The organism is Flavobacterium aeripolare, assembly GCF_013294025.1.
Lineage (GTDB): Bacteria > Bacteroidota > Bacteroidia > Flavobacteriales > Flavobacteriaceae > Flavobacterium.
This window is the reverse complement of sequence record NZ_JABSNL010000006.1, coordinates 131836-152977: the sequence shown is the minus strand read 5'-3', so window position 1 is coordinate 152977 and position 21142 is coordinate 131836. Positions and strand designations below refer to the sequence as shown.

The window sequence follows — 21142 nt, the reverse complement described above, 5'->3', positions numbered from 1 at the left end:
ATTTGCATCTGAATAAAATTTCCTAATATATTTTACAATATTCACATTTATTTCCGATGATGTAAAAGTTCAAATATTATTTCCGCAGGATGTTTCTAAGGGTAAATAAAATGTCTTTCTGAATAAATTAGCTAAAGACATTCGACAACATAAGTACTAAATGATTCATAATCAATAACTTAACATTATATACAAAATAACAATAACATAACATAGTTAAAAGCCCGCTAGCTAAAAACTGCTTTTAAATAAGAGCTACCGCTACGTCACAAACAAAAAAAAAGAGAGAAAATATTACGGTAAGTAATTTTTCTCTCTTTTAGAACCAAACTATTTAAACAAACTATAATCAAATTTTAGAGCCTGATAATTAAATCAAGTCTATTCACTAATTATTTCAAACTTCGATTAATCAATTTTAAATGTATTGGGAAACTGAGCCATGTTTTTGTCTTTCCAAACTTGCTTTAATTCTACTGGATCAAACCATAACGGCTCTTCGTGACCTTCACTCCATTTTTTAGCTCCAGCTACCATAATTTTTAGTTGCTCAGGATGTTGCCTACTTATGTCTTTCTTTTCACTTATATCCTCATTAATATTGTACAATTTCCAAGGACCGTTATAGGCTTTTGCAGCTTTCCATTGGTCTAATCTAACTCCTACATCTGAGAAACCTGAACGGTGACGCATAGCAAATATCATTTGTCCTTTTCTAGGATTATTTCCTGTAATAACATCGTTCCAAATGTCTTTTCCATCTAGTTGTTTTTCTTTTGGAATAGCAGCATGTGCTAAACCAGCAAAAGTAGGATAGAAATCTAAAGAAGAAACTGGGTAGTCAAAATGCTTTCCTGCTGGAACATGATTAGGCCAATGGAAAAACATTGGAACTCTAAATCCTCCTTCATAAGTATCCCCTTTAGCACCTTGAAGCGGGTAGTTATTAGCCCCATGATCTACTCTACCGCCATTATCACTCAAGAAAACAATTAAGGTATTATCAAATTGATTCGTCTCCTTCAAGACTTTTACTAATTCTCCCACACCTCTATCAACGGCATATACCATGGCAGCAAAGGTGCGTCTGTTTTTATCTTTAATATCCTTGAATTTCTCTAAATCTTCCGCTTTAGCTTGCAACGGAGTATGCGGAGCATTGTAGGCTAGATAAAGAAAAAATGGCGTTTCTTTTTTAGATGCATCTTTTACAAATCTAACGGCATCATGAGAAAACGCATCAGTTATGTATTCTGTTTCTTTCGTTTCTTTCCCATTTCGAAGCAAAGGAAATAAATATTCGAAAATATTTTTATTGCCTGCCTTCACTAAATTCTCATATTTAGGTTGGTACTCATTTGGAAAATAATCATGACCTCCTCCTAAGAAACCAAAAAACTCATCAAAACCTCTATTTTGTGGTTCGTATCCAGGAACAGCGCCAAGATGCCACTTTCCTATGATTCCCGTATGATATCCTGAATCTTTCAAAACGCTACTAATAAATTTCTCTGATAACGGAATTCCAGTTCCTACAGTTCTCTCACTGTTTGCAGGAAGGTTGAATTGAGAACCAAATTCATGCGGATACTTACCCGCTAACAATCCGGCTCTACTGGGGCCACAAAATGGATGTGCAACGTACGCCGAGGTGAAAATTGTTCCTTCTTTAGCTAATCGATCAATTTCTGGAGTGGTAATATCCTTAGAGCCGTTAAAACCTACATCAGAATACCCCATATCATCCGTCATCACGATAATAATATTCGGTCTCGAAGACTTCGTTTCTGCCGTCTGTCCTTTTGCTCCTGTGCATGACGCTAATGTTGCAGCAAATAACACAACTAATACTTTATTCATATCTCTTTCTTTTTATTCGAAATTAAATTTGACAACAAGAAGTTGCACTGTCTTTCAAAATTATACTTTTTACATCGCGATTCGTACTTGTTTTTTATCCCGTTACTAATAGAAATTACCCTCAATTACTAGTAACGTCAACACTATCTAATAAATAGAGATCACCAGCTGCTTTGATATAAATAGCAATAGTAGCCACTGCTTTTTCCTCTTTTAAATAGGCATCAAAAGTAAACGCTTTTAACGGACTTACATTTCCTAATGTTCTTTTTTTAATGATTTCACCTTGATTGTTTTTTGCAATTACGATAGCTTTACCTTGGATAAAAACACCATAAGCACCATGAGCTATTCCGTCTTTTGTTAGATGGAGTTTTTGTGTAATTATACCTGTTTTATTCACATCAAGAATGGGTGTACTTGCTATTTTTGCTGCAGCTTGGATTTCGTTATAATCAAAACGCTGTCCAGGTTTTAAGGTGTGAATCGCTGTTTTAATTTCTGTTTCTAAATATCCTGTTTCTAAGCCACTGTTGTAAATCTCAGCATTGGCACCATACTCATAATTTAGTTTTTTACTATAGGGTTCAAAAATAGTGACAAAAGCAGTCTTCTTTAATTTGTCTACAAAGCCTATCCATGATTTTGCAGCTATAAAATGCACGCCACCCATCAAATCGTAATCATAATGCAACTCACATACCCCAGGAGCAACCTCCCCTTTCCAGTTTGTCCCGCTATTGAAATATTTAGCTACATCCTCTGCATTATTTTTATCTAATGGTTTCCTGTTTTTATTTACAAAGTTCCATCTTGATTGCGGTGTCAACATGATTTCAAATGATTTACCATTTGGCAATACATCCTTGTTAGAAATGGGAATATAAGCTAAAAAATTCTCCCCGTCTTCTAGTTGAGGTTCGCTTCTAGTAGGATGCTGACTAGTAATTTTAAGCCCTCTTTCAATTGTGGTTGCTCCTTTATTTAGCAAGCTATGGGTAATAAAAACCAGACTTTTCCCTTTCTCGATATACATACTACGCTTGTACTGTAATTGCTCATCGTAATTAAGAACAGTACTGAATGTATTTATAGTGCGATCAAATACTGGTACGGGAAGATTTTGAATTCCTGAACTCACATTAATCAGCTGGTGGGCGGCTGCATCAGTAGATACAAAAGCGTCATACGGACTATCGCCCATTATAACCGGTGGCGGCCAGCGCTTCGTTCTTTCTCCATTACTGTTGACAGCAAAATTATCTACTGGTATGGGCACAAGGCGGTACCCACCAAAGTTGCGCCAGTCTTGCATTTTAACTTTATCGTCAGCAGCAAATTTGCGTCCTAGCAGTTTAGGATTTACCCATAATGAAGCTGTTTTACCCAAATCAAATTGGAGCATTCTCCCTGCAGCGTCTGGTACTACAGCAACAGTAATAAACTTGTTTTTAGCAACTAATACATTGTTCCAACCCCAATTGTTGTAATTATCAACAACAGAAACGGTTTTGTAAGACTGCGCAAACATGCCACAACTTAGTAACAGCAAACTGTATTTTATGGGTAGTTTCATTCCTAAATTATTTTAATAGTTTCAAAAGAGACCTCTTTTTCAAAGGCATTATATTCTCAAACTAAATGTTTCAACGGTAAGCGTGCGCTTTTTTACTTTTGCTCAGAGACCGATACAAAGTACACTTCGTACGGTTTTAATAGTGGTGTTGCAGCAACTGCTACTCCATTAATCAAATCAGTACATACAACTCCATGTGTTGAATTAGTCATTTTAAATTTTATCTGTATCGCTTCCTTTCCCAAATTAATAACCGATAAGACCTGACGGCCGTCCTTAGCTGTAACGCTTCTCCAAGTACATTTTTTCTTAGCTCCTATAACAACTTCTTCAACAGTTACCTTAGGCATATGGTCAAGATTTTGTACTATTTCGAGTGCTGACTTTTTCATATTCTCTGCAACAGAAACAATTTGTAACGTACCTGCCGCCTTCACTAGTGGCTTTAAAGGACGCCCATATTCATCTGATTTAAAACTTACATCGTCAATAAGTACTTTCCCTCCCTTGTTCAAATAGCTTTGTACTGCATCAAACTCCGCTTGAGTCACTTTCTCTGTTTTATAAATTGCGATAACATCCCAATTTTTACTATCAATTCGCTGGATACTGTTACTTGTAGCAAAACCTAAAGGCAAGCCTTCAAAATTTAAACTCTCGTACAGCTTAAAAAGATCATCCATATAAGCAGCCTTTTGATTTGCTGTAGTTTTAGAATAAAAAACTCTAATTGGTTTGCGTTGCTCCTGCATTGCCGTGATCTCTTCACTAAAAGTATTCAAATCTATCATCGTGCTCTCTAGCTCTTGAGTCACTCTAGGCTGTTGATTAAGCGAACCCGCATAAGCATTTGTCAATTTCTTCTTGAAAGAACCATCCTCTGCTCTGGGCCAGTACCAAGTTTGCGTAGCATTTAATCCTAATGTATGTGCCGCCCAGGTTACCGCTCTAACATATTTGGGATTCATGTATAAATCCCTAGCGTGGTTTGTTGTTATTAAGTGACTTTCTGAATTAAAATTAATTTGGTCAGGCTGTATTGATTTTAGAAAGTCATACCCCATAAACAGTTCTCGCCAACCTAATACGTAATCAGCTTGCCAGTCGGCAGTTTCTCTTGTATTATTGTAATGCGCTGCAACATCATTACCGTTGATACCACTTAAGGTAGTCAAAGCCTCAAAATCGATACCACTATCAGCATCATTATTCGTAAAAATAGAAGGCATTATTTTCAAATGTACTTTTGCTGCCGGGTCATATTTAATAATTTCAGCTTTTAAAAACGCGATCCATTGTGTAACACGCTCTTGATTAAAGGTGGTCCAATCGTACCATTTTGCTGTTCCCATTGTCGAAATATCAATTGGTACAGCAGTGGCAACTGCATCAAAGTTTGAAAAATTGGTTCCCCATAGTGCATTTAACGCTGCAATAGAATCATGTTTGTCTTTAAGCCAGGTGATGAATTTATCAATAGTGTATTTAGACACATCTGATCTAAAATATACTTTCTTCTTTCCGTTTGTATAATTTGCCCAGCGCGGCTCGTTTATCAGCATGTAGCCTAGTTGCGAGTAGTTTTTAGCTGCTATAAACGGAACCGTCTTTGCAAACAAATCACTCATCATGTTTCTAGCGCCAGGATTATCAATGTCATAAGCTGTAAATGGTTTTCCTATGATTTTATTAAATTGATCCCCGTAAGCTTTTGCCGTCCATTGCGGCACATTATTGTTTGCAATAAAAATAAATCCTGCATTTCCAGAAGCTTTTTCTTGTAACTCTTTCTTTGTTTTAGCTACTAATTCTCCTGTTTGATCGGCTAATTGCATCGGACTTAAAAGGTAGCCGTCTAGCTGTCCAAAATAGTCTGTTAGTTCCTTCGTTTCTGGTTTCCATGTGTAATCAGATAGAAACACAGGTCTATCATTATATAGTAATTGATCTTGCTTAACGACAATTTTAGACCAATCTATTTCATGATATGGCTTTCTACTAATTTTTCCTTCTTTGAGCTGTGTTGCGGTATTTATTGATGCATCAAGCATTGTTAGGATGTCTTTCCTTTCAAATTCAGGTAGTTCTTGAGCTAGTTTTCCAGCTTGATCCTTGTAAATGTTAACCATTTTGAAGGCATCTTGATTAAAAGCAACGTTTTTCTCATCCCAGCGAGCATATTTTAAAAATACTTCGGCAACACGTACCGTCATCTTTTCTTTGTAAGAATCAATTTTTCTACCCTCTAGGTCGTGAATCAGCGTTTGTAAATTTGCTATTTTAGAAGTTACATTTATTTCTGACGTTTGCGCTTGTACATTGGTTGCTAAAACCATCAAAACGCCAAAAAGTACATTTTTTTTATTTGTCTTCATTTATATTAAACTAGTTTTACTTTTTAAATTGGTACTACTGTAATTCGCTAAGTAAAAACATTTATGCTATTAAAGAGTTCTTAAATTTACCTCTCATTACTATCATATTATCTATTTTAAAATGCTTTTTTTTTGGATATGTTAAATTTTAAAGTAATTTTCGGGTAAAATCTTTATAGCAAAGGGTAATCTTAATGATTAAAATAACTGACATATTTTCCTTATTTGTAATTCGATCTATTAAACTAAAAACGTAATTTACTTTAGCTAACTTTTATTCGATGAAAACAAAACAACTACTCCCACTTTTACTACTAGCAGTACTTAGTTCCTACAGTGCTTTTTCGCAGAAAAAGAAACAACCCAATATCTTATTCATTGCAGTTGATGACCTGCGCGCAGAGTTAGGAACCTATGGCTCAGAAATTGTAAAATCTCCTAATATCGATGCTTTGTCTCAAAACGGAGTACAATTTAACCGTGCGTATTGTCAAGAGGCTATTTGTGGTCCTTCACGTGCTAGTGTCATGACTGGAGCACGCAATGAGACTATAAATGTAATTGACTTGTTTCAAGATTTTAGAGAAAATGTACCAAGCATTGTGACGATCCCACAGCACTTTAAGGAAAACGGTTATGAAACTGTCTTTACAGGAAAAGTATTTCACCCTGGGTTTACAGATGATGAAATGTCTTGGAGTAGAAAACCGGTGAAGGTACAAGTGGGTGATAATGTACCTAAGATATCTGGAGGATATGCGCTTGCGGCAAGCCAAGAGATGTATGCAAAAAATAAAGAAGAATTAGAAGCTAAATATGGCGCCAAACTTATTCGTGAGAATTGGCTAGATAAAGGTCCTGCCTTAGAATCTGCTGATGTACCAGACGAAACCTATGATGATGGATACAACACCTTGTCTGCAATTGCAACGTTAAATGACATGGTTAAAAAGGGGGACAAACCTTGGTTTCTTGCACTAGGATTTAAAAAACCACACCTTGATTGGATTGCTCCAAAAAAATACTGGGACCTGTATGACGAATCAAAAATTCCAATTGCGACTCAAGTTAGCCCTCCTATTGATGGTGCAAGTATGGCGCTATCAGAATCCTTAGAGCTACGCGTTTCAGCAGACATGCCTAAAACGGGTGAATTTAGCCCTGAATTACAGAGGAAACTAAAACATGGTTACTATGCGTGTATCAGTTATATAGACGCTCAATTAGGAAAAATGATCCAAGCCTTGAAAGATTCTGGCGAGTATGACAATACTGTGATCGTATTATGGTCTGACCACGGATTTAATTTGGGAGAAATGGGATATTGGGGGAAAGCAACCAACTATGAGATTGCCACTCGCGTACCGTTTATAATTTCTGCACCTGGTGTAACGAGCAAATCCAAAGGCCATCAATCAGATGCTACCGTTGAGCTAATTGATTTATATCCTACTTTATGTGAATTAGCGGGCATCAATAAACCGGCACATTTAGAGGGTCAAAGTTTAGTTCCGTTTTTGAAAAATCCTGCTGCAAAATCATCAAAACCTGCATTTAGCGTATTTCCAACACCAGCTTTGCGTGAATGGGCAGCGCGTCCATTTACACCGCCGTTTAGAACTACTTTCTTCATGCCGCTAATCGAAAAAATAGAAGCAAAAATAGAGGCTCAAATGGGTGACAAGTGGGATCGAAAAACATTTGAACAATTTGTAATGGGCTACGCAATGCGAACAGATAATTATAGAATTGTTGTTTGGAAAGATAGAAGAAAACCCAACGATACGCCATTATACGTAGAATTATACGATCACGTAAAAGATCCAAATGAAACGGTAAATATCGCAAAGCAAAATCCAAAAATTGTAAAAGAATTAATAGCTTTATCTAATAAAAAGCAGTCGTAATTTATTAAGATAGTATTGAAGAATCCAGCGTAGAAAGACTTTCTATTGCTGGATTTTTTTTTGGGTAGATTACTGATTTAATTTTATAATAGGTACGGCTGAATTCACTGATGAACGGTAGTGTAATACTGCTAGCTAGTTATCTCAACTAAACTAGTATCAATTAAACATTTTTCTGTGAAGCGAATACATTCAAGCATAACAGCAGCAATAATCAATAACGACACTTTCTTGACACTATTAAAACTTAATTCTTAGCTTGAATCATAGCGCTACCTCTACCTTATTAAAATAGCGCGTTATTACTCATTTCGAAAACAAAAAAACAGCCAAATGGTTGTTGAAAATTCAAGCCGATTAATTGTAATTATTCTATGCAAATCTAGATAACCTGAACATCTTTGATAATAAAAAGCCGTAAAAACAGAAACAAAACATAGTTTAAATAGAAAAATCCAGTACAGTAGCGAACTACTAATACTGGATTTTTACTAACTAATAAAAAAAAACCAACTTAATTAATGGGTTTTTCCAAAATACGAAGGATCACTCATTAACTTCATTTCCTTTTTAACTAACTCTGGACTTCTATAACGGTCCATTCGATCAATATCATACTTTTCAAATTTTCTTTTAAGCATCCACAAAGGTCGCTCTAAGGTCAATTCCCAACTAAAAAGTTGTTTGTACATCTTTCTAACTCGTTCAGGATATTTTGTAGCTAAATCGTTTTGCTCAGAGATATCTTTTGTCAAGTCATACAGCTCTGCTGGTCTATCAGGAAAACGAATTAGTTTCCAATCGTTCTCTCTATAAACAGCACGATTTTCTTTTTTCCAAAACATTGTTTCATGTGGTCTTTGTGTTTCCTCTCCTTTTAAATACGGTACAAGATTTACCCCATCAATGTCTTTCAAATCTGCGCTATTTCCTCCTCCTGCAACGTAAAAAGTAGGCAATAAATCTAACGTGCTTACCGGGTAGTTATATACTTGGTTTGCCTTTAATTGCGCTGGCCAACTCACTAAAAACGGCACTCTCAAACCGCCTTCTAAATGATTGGATTTTGTACCACTCAATGGTAAATTTATAGAAGCATTATTATCTGTAGGTCCGCCATTATCATTTGAGAAAACTACAATCGTATTTTCATCTAAGCCTAATTCTTTTAATTTATCTAGCACTTTACCACACGCTCTATCTAAAGCTAGGGTCATCGCAGCAACTTCTTGACGTACCCCTACTAGCTCTGGAAATTGTTTTAAATCTTCAGCAGTTGCTTCAACAGGCGTATGCACCGCGTTAAAAGCTAAGTAAAGAAAAAATGGCTTGTCTTGATTTCTTTCGATAAAAGAAACTGCTTTCTCTCCAAAAACATCTGTGGCATAACCATCAGGTTCTTCAAAATTCCCAAAACCATTCTCCATTCTCTTATCTAAGTTGTTCCCTTTTAAGTCTCCTTTGTAAGCATAGTAGCTACGGTCACCACCTCTAAAACCATAAAATTCATCAAAACCTCTTTTTAATGGATGAAAGCGATCTGCATCCCCTAAATGCCATTTTCCAATCATAGCACTAGTGTAACCTAGCTTTTTAAGATAATCAGCCATTGTTACTTGATCTAATGGTAACCCCATATCATCACCAAGAAACTTTGAACTTTCACTCATATAACCTGGTACATTGATTTCTTCATAACCAAAACGTTGCTGGTATTTACCCGTTATAAGTCCTGCTCTTGAAGGCGCACAAGTGGCATCAGTAACATAACCTTGCGTGAATTTTACCCCACGCTTTGCCAGTTTATCTAAGTTGGGTGTTTTCATAATCTTACTGCCTTGAAAACCAAAATCAGCATAACCAGCATCATCACAAAATAAGAATACAATATTGGGTTTCTTTTGAGCATTGACAGTCATTTGGAAACCAACAATTGTAAGTAGTAGTACTATTTTTTTCATAGCATTGTTTTTATTTATTTTTAGTAACACCAGCCTAACTAACATTATTTAACTACTGTTGCTTTACAAATTGACGCAAAAACATTTGATTTAATAAAGGTCATTTTATCATATAAGTATTCGATTTTAACCTTATTTGGCAAATAAAAAATTAAAATGTGTTTTTTTTAGCCTGAATTATTTTGAAATCGTTAATAGTCAGTAAGTCTTGGATAATTTCTACCGCAAAATATTAGCCATTTTGCAGTTTCTTTATAACTCATTCTAATACTAACATAAACGACCAATTATGCTTAAATCTAAACTACTATTTTCGATTGCCATTCCTTTAATTCTATTGCCCGTTTCATGTAAACTAAAGCAAACTGATAGTGTATACAAGAAAAAAACAAATAGCTATCCTAACCAAATAACATTTAATGCAGCTGGTCAAAATCCAGAGGGAATTGCATTTGACTATAGTAAAAACAACTTTTATCTAAGTGCGATAAACAAAGAGCCAAAAATTGTAGCAGTAAGTTTAAATGGTATTGCTACGGTATTTTCGAATACTAGTACGGGTTCAAGTATGTCCAGTTTTGGTCTGGAAGTAGATTTTAAGAACAACCGTTTACTAGCCTGTGAAAACGATAAATTATCAGGAAATCTAGCCATATATAATCTCATTAGTGGAAACTTGCAGCATTCTATTGCACTAACTCCTTTATTAACTAACAAGATGAGCCATCAAGTAAATGATGTAGCTGTGAGTTTATCGAGTGATATTTATGTAACAGGTCGCTTAGAGGATGTGATTTATAAAGTTAATAGTAATCTCCAACCCACTATTTTTTTCGAAAAAGAAGGCTTTTCAAAACCTAACGGAATTGTAGCGCATCCAGATGGCTATTTACTGGTAAGTTATAGCAATGCTCATTCACAACTAGTAAAAATACCGTTATCAAATCCAGAAGAAGCTACGATTATCGAACTAAAAGAATTTGAAGGATTTGATGGTATGCTATTAAATGAAAAAAACAACATTGTAGGAGTATCATTTGCTGCAGATCAAAACAAAGACTATTATGTCAGAGAGTTAATTAGTACTGATAATTGGATTTCGGCGACAGTTGTCCATTCGAAAAAAATAAATAAAAGTACCACAATTGCCCAAGTTGCTCCCAACACGTACTATGCAATAAATCAAGATTGGTCCAATAAAAAAACCGAAAACTGGACGTTAGAAAAAGTAACGTTTTAGTTTTCGGCTTTGTTAATTTGCTTTATTATTACCAAACAACAGGTAGAAAAACAGTCATCTCTGCCTGTCCTCTATTGCTCCAAGCATAGTAAGGAACTAGTTGCGCCTTATACGATTGAAATGCTGGCTTATTAACTGTTTGATACATATCATCTGTCTTTGCTGCTCTAATTAAGAGTGGCGCTTCGACAACAGTTATGCCACCAAGAAAATCCTCTTTATGTACAGCCTCTTTAGGACCGTTACCATCAAAATACACATCTAATATTGAAACGCCTCCAGGTAAATCTGGTGTTTCTAAACAGTATACAATAGGGCCTCTTTTAACCGCTACTTGATTTCTAACTTCTTCAATTCTATTGTGACCTTCGATTAAAGTAACCTCCATAGGCATGTCTAAAATGATAACATCACCCGCTTTCCAGGCTCTAGTAATCGTAGCAAAATTACCTGGATTGATGGTCGTAGTAACCGCTTCTCCGTTAACAGTCAAACTACTACCAATAGCCCAATTAGGAATTCTAACTTTAATATCAAAAGCATCATTCTTACATTCTTCAACGGTAATTTTAACGATACCTTTCCAAGGATAGTCTGTGTCTTGTGATAATTTAATTGCCGAACCATCTAGCAAATTAGTATCTAAGGTATTCCCACCAAACAACACTACTGCCACACCATTTTCAGATAAATTATAAGCCCATCCTGAACTTTTACAAATGGTCCTTACTAAGTTAGGAGGACAACAAAAACACTCAATATAAGGTTGTCGTACTGGGCTCTCAGTAACATCAGCATGAGATTCATAATCCCTAGAATTGTTGACCATACGCAACGGATTAGAATAAAAATAATCTTTTCCTTCAATACTAATTCCAGATAATCCACTGTTGTACAGTACAAGTTCTATAATATCTGCATATTTAGATTCCTCTTTTATAGCCATCATTCTACTGCTAAACATAGCATTGCACAAGTTAGCACAAGTCTCATTATAGGCAGTCATATTAGGCATCATGTAGGCGTCTATAAAACCTTCTTGAATCATATCTAAATTAGTCGAAGCACCAAAATGGGCTTGACCAACTGCTCCTGTTACGTACATCTTTTTGCCTGTAACATTCTCCCACAAGCCGTCTAATGCATCTATCAAGGCTTGTTCACCTGTTTCGGCATAAACATCAGCAGCACCTGCGTAATAGTACAAAGCTAAAACTGCATGCCCTACTGCTTCTTTAGATTCTCTCAGAGGCGTTCTTTCTTGCACCATATCCCCTATAGGATATCCCTCAGTTGTAGAATCGTGTTTTATTTCATAAGTCCCTCGACGGTTTATAAACTTTTCTGCTAGCTTTAAGTATTTTTCATCTCGTGTCGTTCTAAACAATTCCACCAAGCCCATTATTTGCGTTTGGTTGAAACCAAAACGTTGATAATGCTTTGTATCAGGCATAAAATACGCACATAGTAAGTTGGCCATTTTCACCGCTATATCAAGAAAATTGCGTTGTCCTGTAATGCGATAGTGCACTGTACCTGCTATAAATAAATGCCCACAATTATACATTTCGTGGTATTTTCTATTTTCAAAACGGTCTGCCCCTTCTGTGATTTGGATATGAGTATGAATGTAACCATCCTCCTCTTGAGCTCTACCTATAACAGCAATGTACTCGTCCAATTCTTTTAAGATAGACTCATTTTTTGTTAAGCCATAGATATAGGTTTTGGCCTCCATAAATTTATAAAAATCACCATCATGCCAGTAGAACCCTTTGTGCTCTCCCTCTTTTTCACCTGCAGCAATTTTAAAATTATTTAAACCATGACCAATATCTCCACACAATAAATCGCCCATGTAAGGAAGCATGTGATCTTCGGCCGTTTTTACTTTATCAGCCCAGAATCCGGTATCCCATTTGCAGTCACCAAAATTGATACTTTTCAATTTTACAAAAGGACTTTCAGAGTTATTTGTAATTGCGTTGTTATGATTGTTTGAACTTGTGCTCATAATGTGTGTTTTATATTCTAATCTTCTCTTTTATCTATTTTACTTTGTGCACTGCTATATCGTCAATATACAGTTTGGCCGCTTTTGTTTTGGGTAGGTCTGCTTTGCGAATTTCAATCTCCATTCCGTCATTAATTGCAGAAGCTTGTGCTCTAGAAATTTTTGCTTCAACGGTTACCCATTGTCTTCTCGCTAATTTTTCTAAATCTTTAAACTCGACTTCTAACTTCGGGTTTTGTAAGGTCACATGAATTGTATTTGCAATACGTCCTTGATCTAGCCACAGCTTCATTGATAAAGTAAAATCACCCGCCGGTAGTTTTAAAGATCCATCTGGCGTTTTAGCAATTACTTTTTCTGCTTCTAATTTTTCGTTTTTACCAAATCCTGTAAATTTGAGACTGTTCACTCCCGAAGCATAATCTCCTTCGACAATTTCTAAATATTTCGATGAAGGCGCATCTATCAACCAAAATTTTTGATACTCATTTGGTGTAGAATCTTCAGGTACCATTTTAAGTGGTCTTTTATTATTTTCGAATAAAATAGGGCCTTCAAAACCATAAAATGCACGGTCTTTAGCGAGTAAATTATCAGATGGCTTTTGCCAAACACGCATGTATTCGATTTCAAAATCAACAGGTAGTTCTTCTTTATGAGGCAAACCTAACCATTTAAAAATTTCAGAATCCAACCAAACTTCCATTGGATTATTTAGTACCCAGTCTGTCCCTACTTCGTCTTGTGAAAATTGATGCACTAGTTTACCATCTATGAACAATTTTAAATAATCTTCACCCCATTCTGCTCCATACACATGAAAAGCATCTGCGGTTCTATAAGGCAAATTTTCTGTGTGTTGAAAAACGTTTGTTGGTCTTGTTGCCGGAGGACTCCAGTCGTGTGCCGTTGCTAAATATGAATTTTCTTTAATGTTTCCCGTTTTAACTTTTGGGTTCCCCATTAATTCATAAACATCTAATTCTTGCTCGTAACCAATGGCCCAAAAAGCGCCAGTAATTGCAGCGTTACCTACTTTAGATTTTACTTCCATATAACCGTTTAAAAAACGTTTTTTAGAGATAACGCCTGCCGTTGTGATAGGCAACGGTTTTCCGTCGATCATTCCATATACAGACGCTCCCATATTTCCATCGGCATACTCTTCTTTAGCAAATGGATATTTAGGTTCCCATGCTGTTCTTAATTTCAATTTACCATCTTTAACACTCACATTATGAGGTGCAAATTGTGAGGGCGCTCTTCCTTTCCAGATATAATAATCGCCGTTTTGTCCCTCTACAAACCATTTTGTAGTGTCAATTTTAGTACCTTCAAATTCGTCACTAATTTCTTCATTAAGTACCCAACCTTCCGTATTTTTTGGATCAGAATAAGGATTGTATTTAGCAACAGCTGATTCTGTCTTTTGCGTCCTTTCTGTGCTTTGTGCTTTTGTACTGCTACAACCTATTCCCATTAATACGGTCAAAGGAAGCAAGAACAATGATTTAACTTTTGTGGTTTTTAACATGGTAATTATATTTTTGTAATTTGTATATCGTCAATAAATAATTTAGCTGCTTTAGTCTCTGGTAAATCTTCTTTTTTGATTTCGATTAGCATTCCATCATTCAACTCTGATGGTTGATTTCTTGTAAATAAAGCCTCAACCGTCACCCATTGTCTCCTGGCTAATTTTGTAAGATCGGCAAAAACTACAGTTAGTTTAGGATTATTTAACTGCACGTGTATTTTATCTGCGATTCTACCTTCATCCAGCCATACTTTCATGCTAATTTTAAAAGCTCCTGCAGCCAATTTCAAAGCTCCTTCTGGAGTGATCGCTTGCACTTTATCTGCTTCTAATTTTTCGTTTTTACCATAACCTGAAAAGGCTAAACTGTTGACACCAGAAGCATAATCACCTTCTACTATTTTCAAATATTTTGCAGATGTGCTGTCAATTGACCAAAACTTTTGATAGTCATTAGGCGTTGAATCCTCAGGAACCATAGTAAGCGGTCTTGGATTATTTTCGAATAAAATAGGTCCTTCAAAACCATAAAATGCACGGTCTCTTGCTAATAAATTATCTGATGGTTTTTGCCATACACGCATGTATTCTACCTCAAAATCTACTGGAAGCTCTTCTTTATGAGGAACACCTAACCATTTAAAAATTTCAGAATCCAACCATACTTCCATCGGATTGTTTAGCACCCAGTCTGTACCTAATTCTTTTTGATGTGCTTCATAAGTTAGCTTTCCATCTCTAAAAACTTTTAAGAAATCTGCACCCCATTCTACTCCATAAACGTGAAAAGAATCGGCGGTTTTATAATTTACTAATTCGTCATTTCCAAACGCTTTTGTAGGACGTATTGCAGGCGGACTCCAATCATGAATCGCTGTTCTAACGGTATTAGATAAGATGGTTCCGTCAATTTTAGGGTTCCCCATTTGTTCGTACACATCTAACTCTTGTTCGTACCCAATAGCCCAGAAAGCGGCAGTAATAGCAGCATTACCTGCTTTTGACTTTACTTCCATATAGCCATTTAAAAATCTTTTTTTGCTAACAATACCTGCCGTCGTCACTGGCAGTGGCTTTCCTTCATGCATACCATAAACATCAGTGTTTGCACCATCTGCATAATTTTCTTTAGCAAAGTTAAAATTGGGCTCCCATTGTGTTCTTAATTTTAATTTACCGCCTTCTACAATTACATTGTGTGGCGCAAACTGTGAAGGTGCTCGCCCTTTCCAGATGTAATAATCTCCATTTTGACCTTCAACAAACCATTTTGTAGTATCGATTGTATCACCATCAAACTCATCACTTACTTCCTCGTTTAATACCCAACCACCAGCATTTTCTTGATCAGAAAACGGATATACCTTTTGGTCGATTGCTTTACTTTTGATAGCCGATTTACTTTGCTTTTTCTGCGCACAACCTATATTCGAAAATACTATTGCACTAACAAGTAATAGCAAATTAACACTGACATATCTCATCTCTTTTTGTTTTAATATTCGTTTAATAATAAAATTTTATTGACTTTCAACAGCTTGCAAAACCATGCTATTTAACTACATCTCGCTCTGAATTCTACTAATTTTAGTAACAGCTTACTATGCTTATAACGATTTAATCTGTGGGTAATTATATCATTTCGTACAACACACCCCACACACTTTAAGTTTGTAGTGCTTTAAATTCTAACTTATTTGTTCTGGAGTTTCAATTGAATTTCCTCAATAGTCATATTTTTTGTCTCTACTAAATAGCGGTACAAAATCACTAACCCTATAGCGACAGTCACTGCATAAAATAGCAAGGTGTAACTTATTCCCATAGTGGCGAGCTGCTTAGGGAAAAATACCTGAACTAGCATACTCACTAAGCTTGTTATCAATGTAAAAAATGGGATAGCGATACCTCTAATAGAATTTGGGAAAATCTCTGAGAACAATACCCACATTACTGGCCCTACAGAAAAATGAAATGCAGCAATAAAACTAAGTATTCCTACTAGAATCAAAATTGAATTAATAGTTGCTGCTTTTTGAATCAAAATACTCTCATAGTTACGTGCATCTACCGCGCCTAAATTATCTTCTAATGCTTTTTTAAATTCGATATCGCTACCATACTCCACACCCACAATAGGTTGCAGTCTTTGTACATTATCAACTGATGATAATGCTGTAATCGCTTCGGTAGTTATGGTATATCTCGCAGTTTGAAATCCGTAAAAGCAAATCCCTAAACTTAGAATTATCCAGGCCATTCCCCATATAATTAATGGTCTACGTCCTAGTTTATCTACTAACAATAAACCTAGAATCGTAAAAACCACACTAGTTAATCCTACCCAAATAGATTGCATAAAAGCAGTATCTGATCCACCTCCAATTTGTTCAAAAACAGTAGGAGCATAAAATAATATTGCGTTGATTCCCGTAGCTTGTTGCGCAATGGCAATGGTGGTTGCGATAATTAAAATGACACGCATTTTTTTACTAAAGATTTCTTTTAATTGAGATACAAGAGAATGATCTTGAGAACCAGTAGTGATCTCATTTTCCATTTCTGAAATTAAAATGGTTACTTCCTCCTCTGCTTGAATTTTTCTAAGCGTGTTAATTGCTTCTTCTTTTTTACCATTAAGCATCAACCAAGCTGGGCTTCTAGGTATGAAAAATAAAGCTACTAACCAGGCAAACGCAGGAATGATTTCAGATCCTAACATCCATCGCCATACATTAGTTTTTAAACCAGTACTCACAACCCAAGCAGCATCTGAGTTTGCATAATTTAGAATAAGATAATTGATAAAATAAGCGGCTGATAAACCTAAAACGATGTTTATTTGAGTCATCGATACTAATTTACCGCGCCATTTAGGTGGTGCAATCTCACCAATATACATTGACGCAACAGAAATCGAACTAAAAGCCAAACCACCTAAGAAGCGAGAAGCGACTAGTGTCCAATATGTAGGTGCAATTGTTGCTCCTACCGCCGAAATTAAATACAATAATGCAATGATTTTTAAGGTTGTTCTTCTACCTAAAGCATTACAGGCACTACCTGCAAAAAACAGAGCCAACAAGACACCTATACTAGGAGCACCCACGACAATCCCTAATTGCATAGGATTTAAAGAAAACTCCTCAGTAATAAACTTTACTGTTCCTGATATTACCGCTGCATCTAAGCCAAAAACAAAGCCTCCAAAGGCTACAATTGTGGCATAAGTAAATGCGTTTCTTTTATATGAACTCATAATTAAATGATGTATTAAAAATTGGTTATTGGTTAGTTTTTAGTTCCGATTAAAATTTTATTATTGATCGAATTAACAGATTGTTTACTAGTTTCTCCATTTGACCAGGTCACTTTAACTTTAATTGCTTTATCACAAGAATCTAGTCCAAAATGGATAAATTTATTGAAGCTAAGTGAGTAAGATGCTCCAGTGGCTCCTACACGCTGTATTTGTTTTTTGTTACAAGACTGCAGTTCGACCACCGCTCCTAAAGCTATCGCTTTTCCCGACTTAGAGTTGCCTATTTCGATAGTAACCGATTTATTTTTAGCAGCATTTGCCAACTCATTTTTGAACAAGTGCCATTTTCCTCTTTCGTTCCCAATGACTACATCTATTTTTCCATCTAAATCATAATCGATGGTTTCAACCGCCATCCCTATCGCTCCTAATTCATTAGAAACAATTGCTAAATCTTGGATAGGTTCAAATGAGGCGTTTCCAGAATTAAGATACAATACTGATTTATTGGGATGAATTAAATCGCCTCGTTTTACCATTAAAATATCTGCAAAACCATTGTTATCAAAATCAGCCACTATTGCTCCTTCGATAAACTCATTCAAGAATATTTTTGACTTCTCAGTAACATCAGTAAATTTCCCTCCTTTATTTTCTAACAATAAGGTGCTTGGAGCTTTAGGGTGCTTGTAATCAGGATAGTCTAATACGCCACGTACCACACCTGTTGCCGGAGCATTAAGAGATCCTGCGATTCTCCATTTATCATTTCCTACATAGCCTATGTAAAAACCAGATTTGTCTTTATAATTATCAGGAAACCCAAGAGAATTGCTGTTTACTAATCTAATGTTTTTACCAGAGTGCGTCTCTGCTGGGAATTTATAATCATACCCAGATTCTCCAATAAAATAAGTATCGGCATTAGGCCATTGTGACTGAAAATTTTCCATGTTCAATACATCGCCTACTTCAAGATCTGCAAACTTAAAAGCGCCCCTTTTTGTAAAAAAGCCCCATGTTTTACTTTCTTTATCAAAGAATGTTTCCCCTATTTCAAAATCTTTTGAGCGTGTAAAGAACAAATCGAAATCGCCATCATTGTCATAATCTATTTCGTTAATACTCGTAACATCATCTATTTTAAATGGGAATATTTTATCTGTAACTTCTTTAAAAGTAAGATCTCCTAAACCTTGAAAAGCTTTCACACTGCCATTACCATACATAATGATATCTACAATAGCATCCCCATTATAATCTGTTACTAACGTTTTTTGACCGTCTGCTTTTATAGCAGGTAATTTAGATTTAAGAACTAGTTCCCCTTTACCTATATTTTCATAGATATAATTTTCACTTTCTCCTTTTTTATCTGCGTCAGGGAAAGCAAAATTTAATAGATCTAAATCACCGTCATTATCTAAATCTACAAACTTAACGGTACGACCGCGCATCATTTCTAGTGGTACATTAAATTCAGGAAGCTCAATAAATTCACGCTTTTTATTTACAGTGAACAATTTAGAATTTCGAGCATTACCACCAGAGCCACCGCCGCGAGCCATTATAATCTCTAAATTTCCGTCGCCATCAAGATCACCCACAGAAACTCCGTGAACGTCTCCTATTAATATGTCGTATGGTTTTTCAAATTTCCCTTTATTATTCCAGCAAACTTGTACGCCATAACCATGATCATTAATTAACAAATCAAGATAGCCATCGTTATCTAAATCGACTACAACAGGCGCATCCCACTTTCTAAGATTTTTATCTTTAATGGAAAACTCCTTACCCACTTCGGTAAAGTTGCGATTTGCAGTAGCAAGCGCTGACTCTTGACCATTACTTACATTAGCTAGAATGCAACTTACGGTAAAGGCATAAAGTGCCACTTTTAAAGGTTTATTTATTCTCTCCATTTTAAATAATTCTAAAATTAGATTGCAGTAGACACTCTTTTCTTCACCAAATAATCATCAAGTGCTAAATGCGAACAGTCATGTCCGATACCACTATTTTTAATTCCACCATGAGGCAGGTAGATGGCATATTTCACTCCATTAATTTGAATTTCTCCAAAATCTAAATCCTCTGTAAAACGTTGAATTCTTTTATGGTTGTTTGTAAAAAGGTAAGATGCTAATCCATACTCTGTGTCATTTGCCATTTCTAACACTTCGTCGTCTGTATCAAAAGACATAATTCCGGCAACAGGTCCAAAAGTTTCTTCTCTAAACAAACGAGAATCTGTTGTGATTCCTGACACTACAGTTGGTTCCATCCAGTTTCCATTTTCTGGGAAACCCTCAGGAATTTTTCCACCGTACTCTAATTTTGCTCCTTTGCTTACAGCATCAGCAACTAAATCAAACATTCTGTTTCTAGCTTTTCTGTCCACTACAGGTCCCATATCAACTTTTTCATTAGGATCAATACTAAATCCTAATTTAATTTTTGAAGCCCTATCAATGTAAGCCACTAAGAATTTATCGTAGATATTTTTGTGTACAAAAATTCTGTTTGCAGCCACACATATCTGACCTGAGTTACCAAATTTTAATCCAATTGCTAAGTTCAAAGCGGTATCAAAATCAGCATCTTCAAAAACAATAAAAGGTGCATTTCCACCCAATTCCATTCCTAATTTTTTGATTGATGTTGTACTATCTGCAATGATTCTTTTTCCTGTCGCTGTAGAACCAATCATGGTTAATACCGCTGGAATTGTGCTTGTTGTCATTGTTGTAGCCACTTCTGCAGAAGGACCTGCAAGAATATTTACAACTCCTGCTGGAAAATCAATGCTGTGTAGTATTTCACCAAGGATATAACTTGACAAAGGCGACATTTCAGAAGGTTTGATAATCAATGAACATCCAGCTGCTAATGCAGGTCCAATTTTGAAACCAACATTCAATAACGGAAAATTCCAAGCTAAGTACGCCACGGCTACACCTGCAGCCTGCTCAACCATCTTGTGTGTATGCGTGTGCTCGTAATCAGGAATTTGCTCTTCTCTACGGTTTTTCATTGCTGCAGGATACCATTCTAATGCATTGGTAATGGCTTCGATATCTTCTGCAGATCCAGCATAGGTTTTACCCATTTCGTGCACCATTGCCGAGCGTAATTCTGCTTCTCTTTCGATAATAGCCGTTCTTAATTTGGTCATCCAAACGGTACGTTCAGCCAAAGATAATTTCGACCAAAATTTAAATCCTTTTTGTGCAGCGATCAATGCTTTTTCAGCATCTGCTTTTCCTGCTAAGGCAACTTGAGCAATAGCTTCTCCAGTAGCTGGACAAATTACTGCTGCTTTTTCACCACTCACTGCATCAACTAATTGACCGTCTATATATAATTTTTTATATCCAAAATCTTGTGTTTTCATCTTGTTTTTAATT

General features: G+C 35.9%; 12 protein-coding genes. 2 read left to right on the top strand and 10 right to left on the bottom strand.

The features are described from left to right. Positions 1 to 408 precede the first annotated feature (408 nt). The 3 genes from HNQ00_RS08815 to HNQ00_RS08805 form a co-directional block, all read right to left on the bottom strand. Positions 409 to 1860 (bottom strand): sulfatase family protein, encoded by a 1452-nt coding sequence (locus HNQ00_RS08815; RefSeq protein ID WP_173837965.1) that lies wholly within the window; start codon positions 1858 to 1860, stop codon positions 409 to 411. Between the two features lie 121 nt (positions 1861 to 1981). Further along, entirely contained in the window at positions 1982 to 3436 is a 1455-nt protein-coding gene (locus HNQ00_RS08810) for a hypothetical protein (RefSeq protein WP_173837964.1), read from the bottom strand. A 92-nt stretch (positions 3437 to 3528) separates the two neighbouring features. Continuing rightward, entirely contained in the window at positions 3529 to 5811 is a 2283-nt protein-coding gene (locus HNQ00_RS08805; protein ID WP_173837963.1) for a beta-galactosidase, read from the bottom strand. A 281-nt stretch (positions 5812 to 6092) separates the two neighbouring features. Between HNQ00_RS08805 and HNQ00_RS08800 the strand changes: the two genes are divergently transcribed. Beyond that, the gene (locus HNQ00_RS08800) at positions 6093 to 7718 is read left to right on the top strand and encodes a sulfatase (RefSeq protein ID WP_173837962.1); all 1626 of its coding nucleotides are present in this window, start codon (positions 6093 to 6095) and stop codon (positions 7716 to 7718) included. Between the two features lie 518 nt (positions 7719 to 8236). Here the strand turns inward: HNQ00_RS08800 and HNQ00_RS08795 are convergent. Beyond that, entirely contained in the window at positions 8237 to 9679 is a 1443-nt protein-coding gene (locus tag HNQ00_RS08795; protein ID WP_173837961.1) for a sulfatase, read from the bottom strand. Between the two features lie 289 nt (positions 9680 to 9968). On the opposite strand from HNQ00_RS08795, the gene HNQ00_RS08790 reads away from it, so the two are divergent. Further along, positions 9969 to 10919: a hypothetical protein gene (locus HNQ00_RS08790; protein ID WP_173837960.1), complete on the top strand. Its 951-nt coding sequence runs from the start codon at positions 9969 to 9971 to the stop codon at positions 10917 to 10919. Positions 10920 to 10947: 28 nt separating this feature from the next. Here the strand turns inward: HNQ00_RS08790 and HNQ00_RS08785 are convergent, their stop codons facing one another. The 6 genes from HNQ00_RS08785 to HNQ00_RS08760 all read right to left on the bottom strand — a co-directional run bounded on the left by HNQ00_RS08785 (position 10948) and on the right by HNQ00_RS08760 (position 21129). After that, a complete protein-coding gene (locus tag HNQ00_RS08785) occupies positions 10948 to 12933 on the bottom strand; it encodes a glycoside hydrolase family 127 protein (protein WP_173837959.1) in 1986 nt (661 codons plus the stop codon). A gap of 34 nt (positions 12934 to 12967) precedes the next feature. Then, entirely contained in the window at positions 12968 to 14467 is a 1500-nt protein-coding gene (locus HNQ00_RS08780) for a family 16 glycosylhydrolase (protein WP_173837958.1), read from the bottom strand. Between the two features lie 5 nt (positions 14468 to 14472). Next, entirely contained in the window at positions 14473 to 15954 is a 1482-nt protein-coding gene (locus HNQ00_RS08775) for a family 16 glycosylhydrolase (RefSeq protein ID WP_173837957.1), read from the bottom strand. A 209-nt stretch (positions 15955 to 16163) separates the two neighbouring features. Then, positions 16164 to 17729 carry an MFS transporter gene (locus HNQ00_RS08770; protein WP_173837956.1) on the bottom strand — a complete coding sequence of 522 codons (1566 nt, stop codon included), beginning with the start codon at positions 17727 to 17729 and terminating at the stop codon, positions 16164 to 16166. A 32-nt stretch (positions 17730 to 17761) separates the two neighbouring features. Further along, positions 17762 to 19657, bottom strand: a complete 1896-nt coding sequence (locus HNQ00_RS08765) for a CRTAC1 family protein (RefSeq protein ID WP_173837955.1) — start codon at positions 19655 to 19657, stop codon at positions 17762 to 17764. A gap of 17 nt (positions 19658 to 19674) precedes the next feature. Continuing rightward, the gene (locus HNQ00_RS08760) at positions 19675 to 21129 is read right to left on the bottom strand and encodes an NAD-dependent succinate-semialdehyde dehydrogenase (RefSeq protein WP_173837954.1); all 1455 of its coding nucleotides are present in this window, start codon (positions 21127 to 21129) and stop codon (positions 19675 to 19677) included. Positions 21130 to 21142 lie beyond the last annotated feature (13 nt).

Bases quoted from the DNA above. Each gene is read 5' to 3' on its own strand.
- HNQ00_RS08815 (WP_173837965.1), bottom strand. From the start codon at position 1,860: ATGAATAAAGTATTAGTTGTGTTATTTGCTGCAACATTAGCGTCATGC.
- HNQ00_RS08810 (WP_173837964.1), bottom strand. From the start codon at position 3,436: ATGAAACTACCCATAAAATACAGTTTGCTGTTACTAAGTTGTGGCATG.
- HNQ00_RS08805 (WP_173837963.1), bottom strand. From the start codon at position 5,811: ATGAAGACAAATAAAAAAAATGTACTTTTTGGCGTTTTGATGGTTTTA.
- HNQ00_RS08800 (WP_173837962.1), top strand. From the start codon at position 6,093: ATGAAAACAAAACAACTACTCCCACTTTTACTACTAGCAGTACTTAGT.
- HNQ00_RS08795 (WP_173837961.1), bottom strand. From the start codon at position 9,679: ATGAAAAAAATAGTACTACTACTTACAATTGTTGGTTTCCAAATGACT.
- HNQ00_RS08790 (WP_173837960.1), top strand. From the start codon at position 9,969: ATGCTTAAATCTAAACTACTATTTTCGATTGCCATTCCTTTAATTCTA.
- HNQ00_RS08785 (WP_173837959.1), bottom strand. From the start codon at position 12,933: ATGAGCACAAGTTCAAACAATCATAACAACGCAATTACAAATAACTCT.
- HNQ00_RS08780 (WP_173837958.1), bottom strand. From the start codon at position 14,467: ATGTTAAAAACCACAAAAGTTAAATCATTGTTCTTGCTTCCTTTGACC.
- HNQ00_RS08775 (WP_173837957.1), bottom strand. From the start codon at position 15,954: ATGAGATATGTCAGTGTTAATTTGCTATTACTTGTTAGTGCAATAGTA.
- HNQ00_RS08770 (WP_173837956.1), bottom strand. From the start codon at position 17,729: ATGAGTTCATATAAAAGAAACGCATTTACTTATGCCACAATTGTAGCC.
- HNQ00_RS08765 (WP_173837955.1), bottom strand. From the start codon at position 19,657: ATGGAGAGAATAAATAAACCTTTAAAAGTGGCACTTTATGCCTTTACC.
- HNQ00_RS08760 (WP_173837954.1), bottom strand. From the start codon at position 21,129: ATGAAAACACAAGATTTTGGATATAAAAAATTATATATAGACGGTCAA.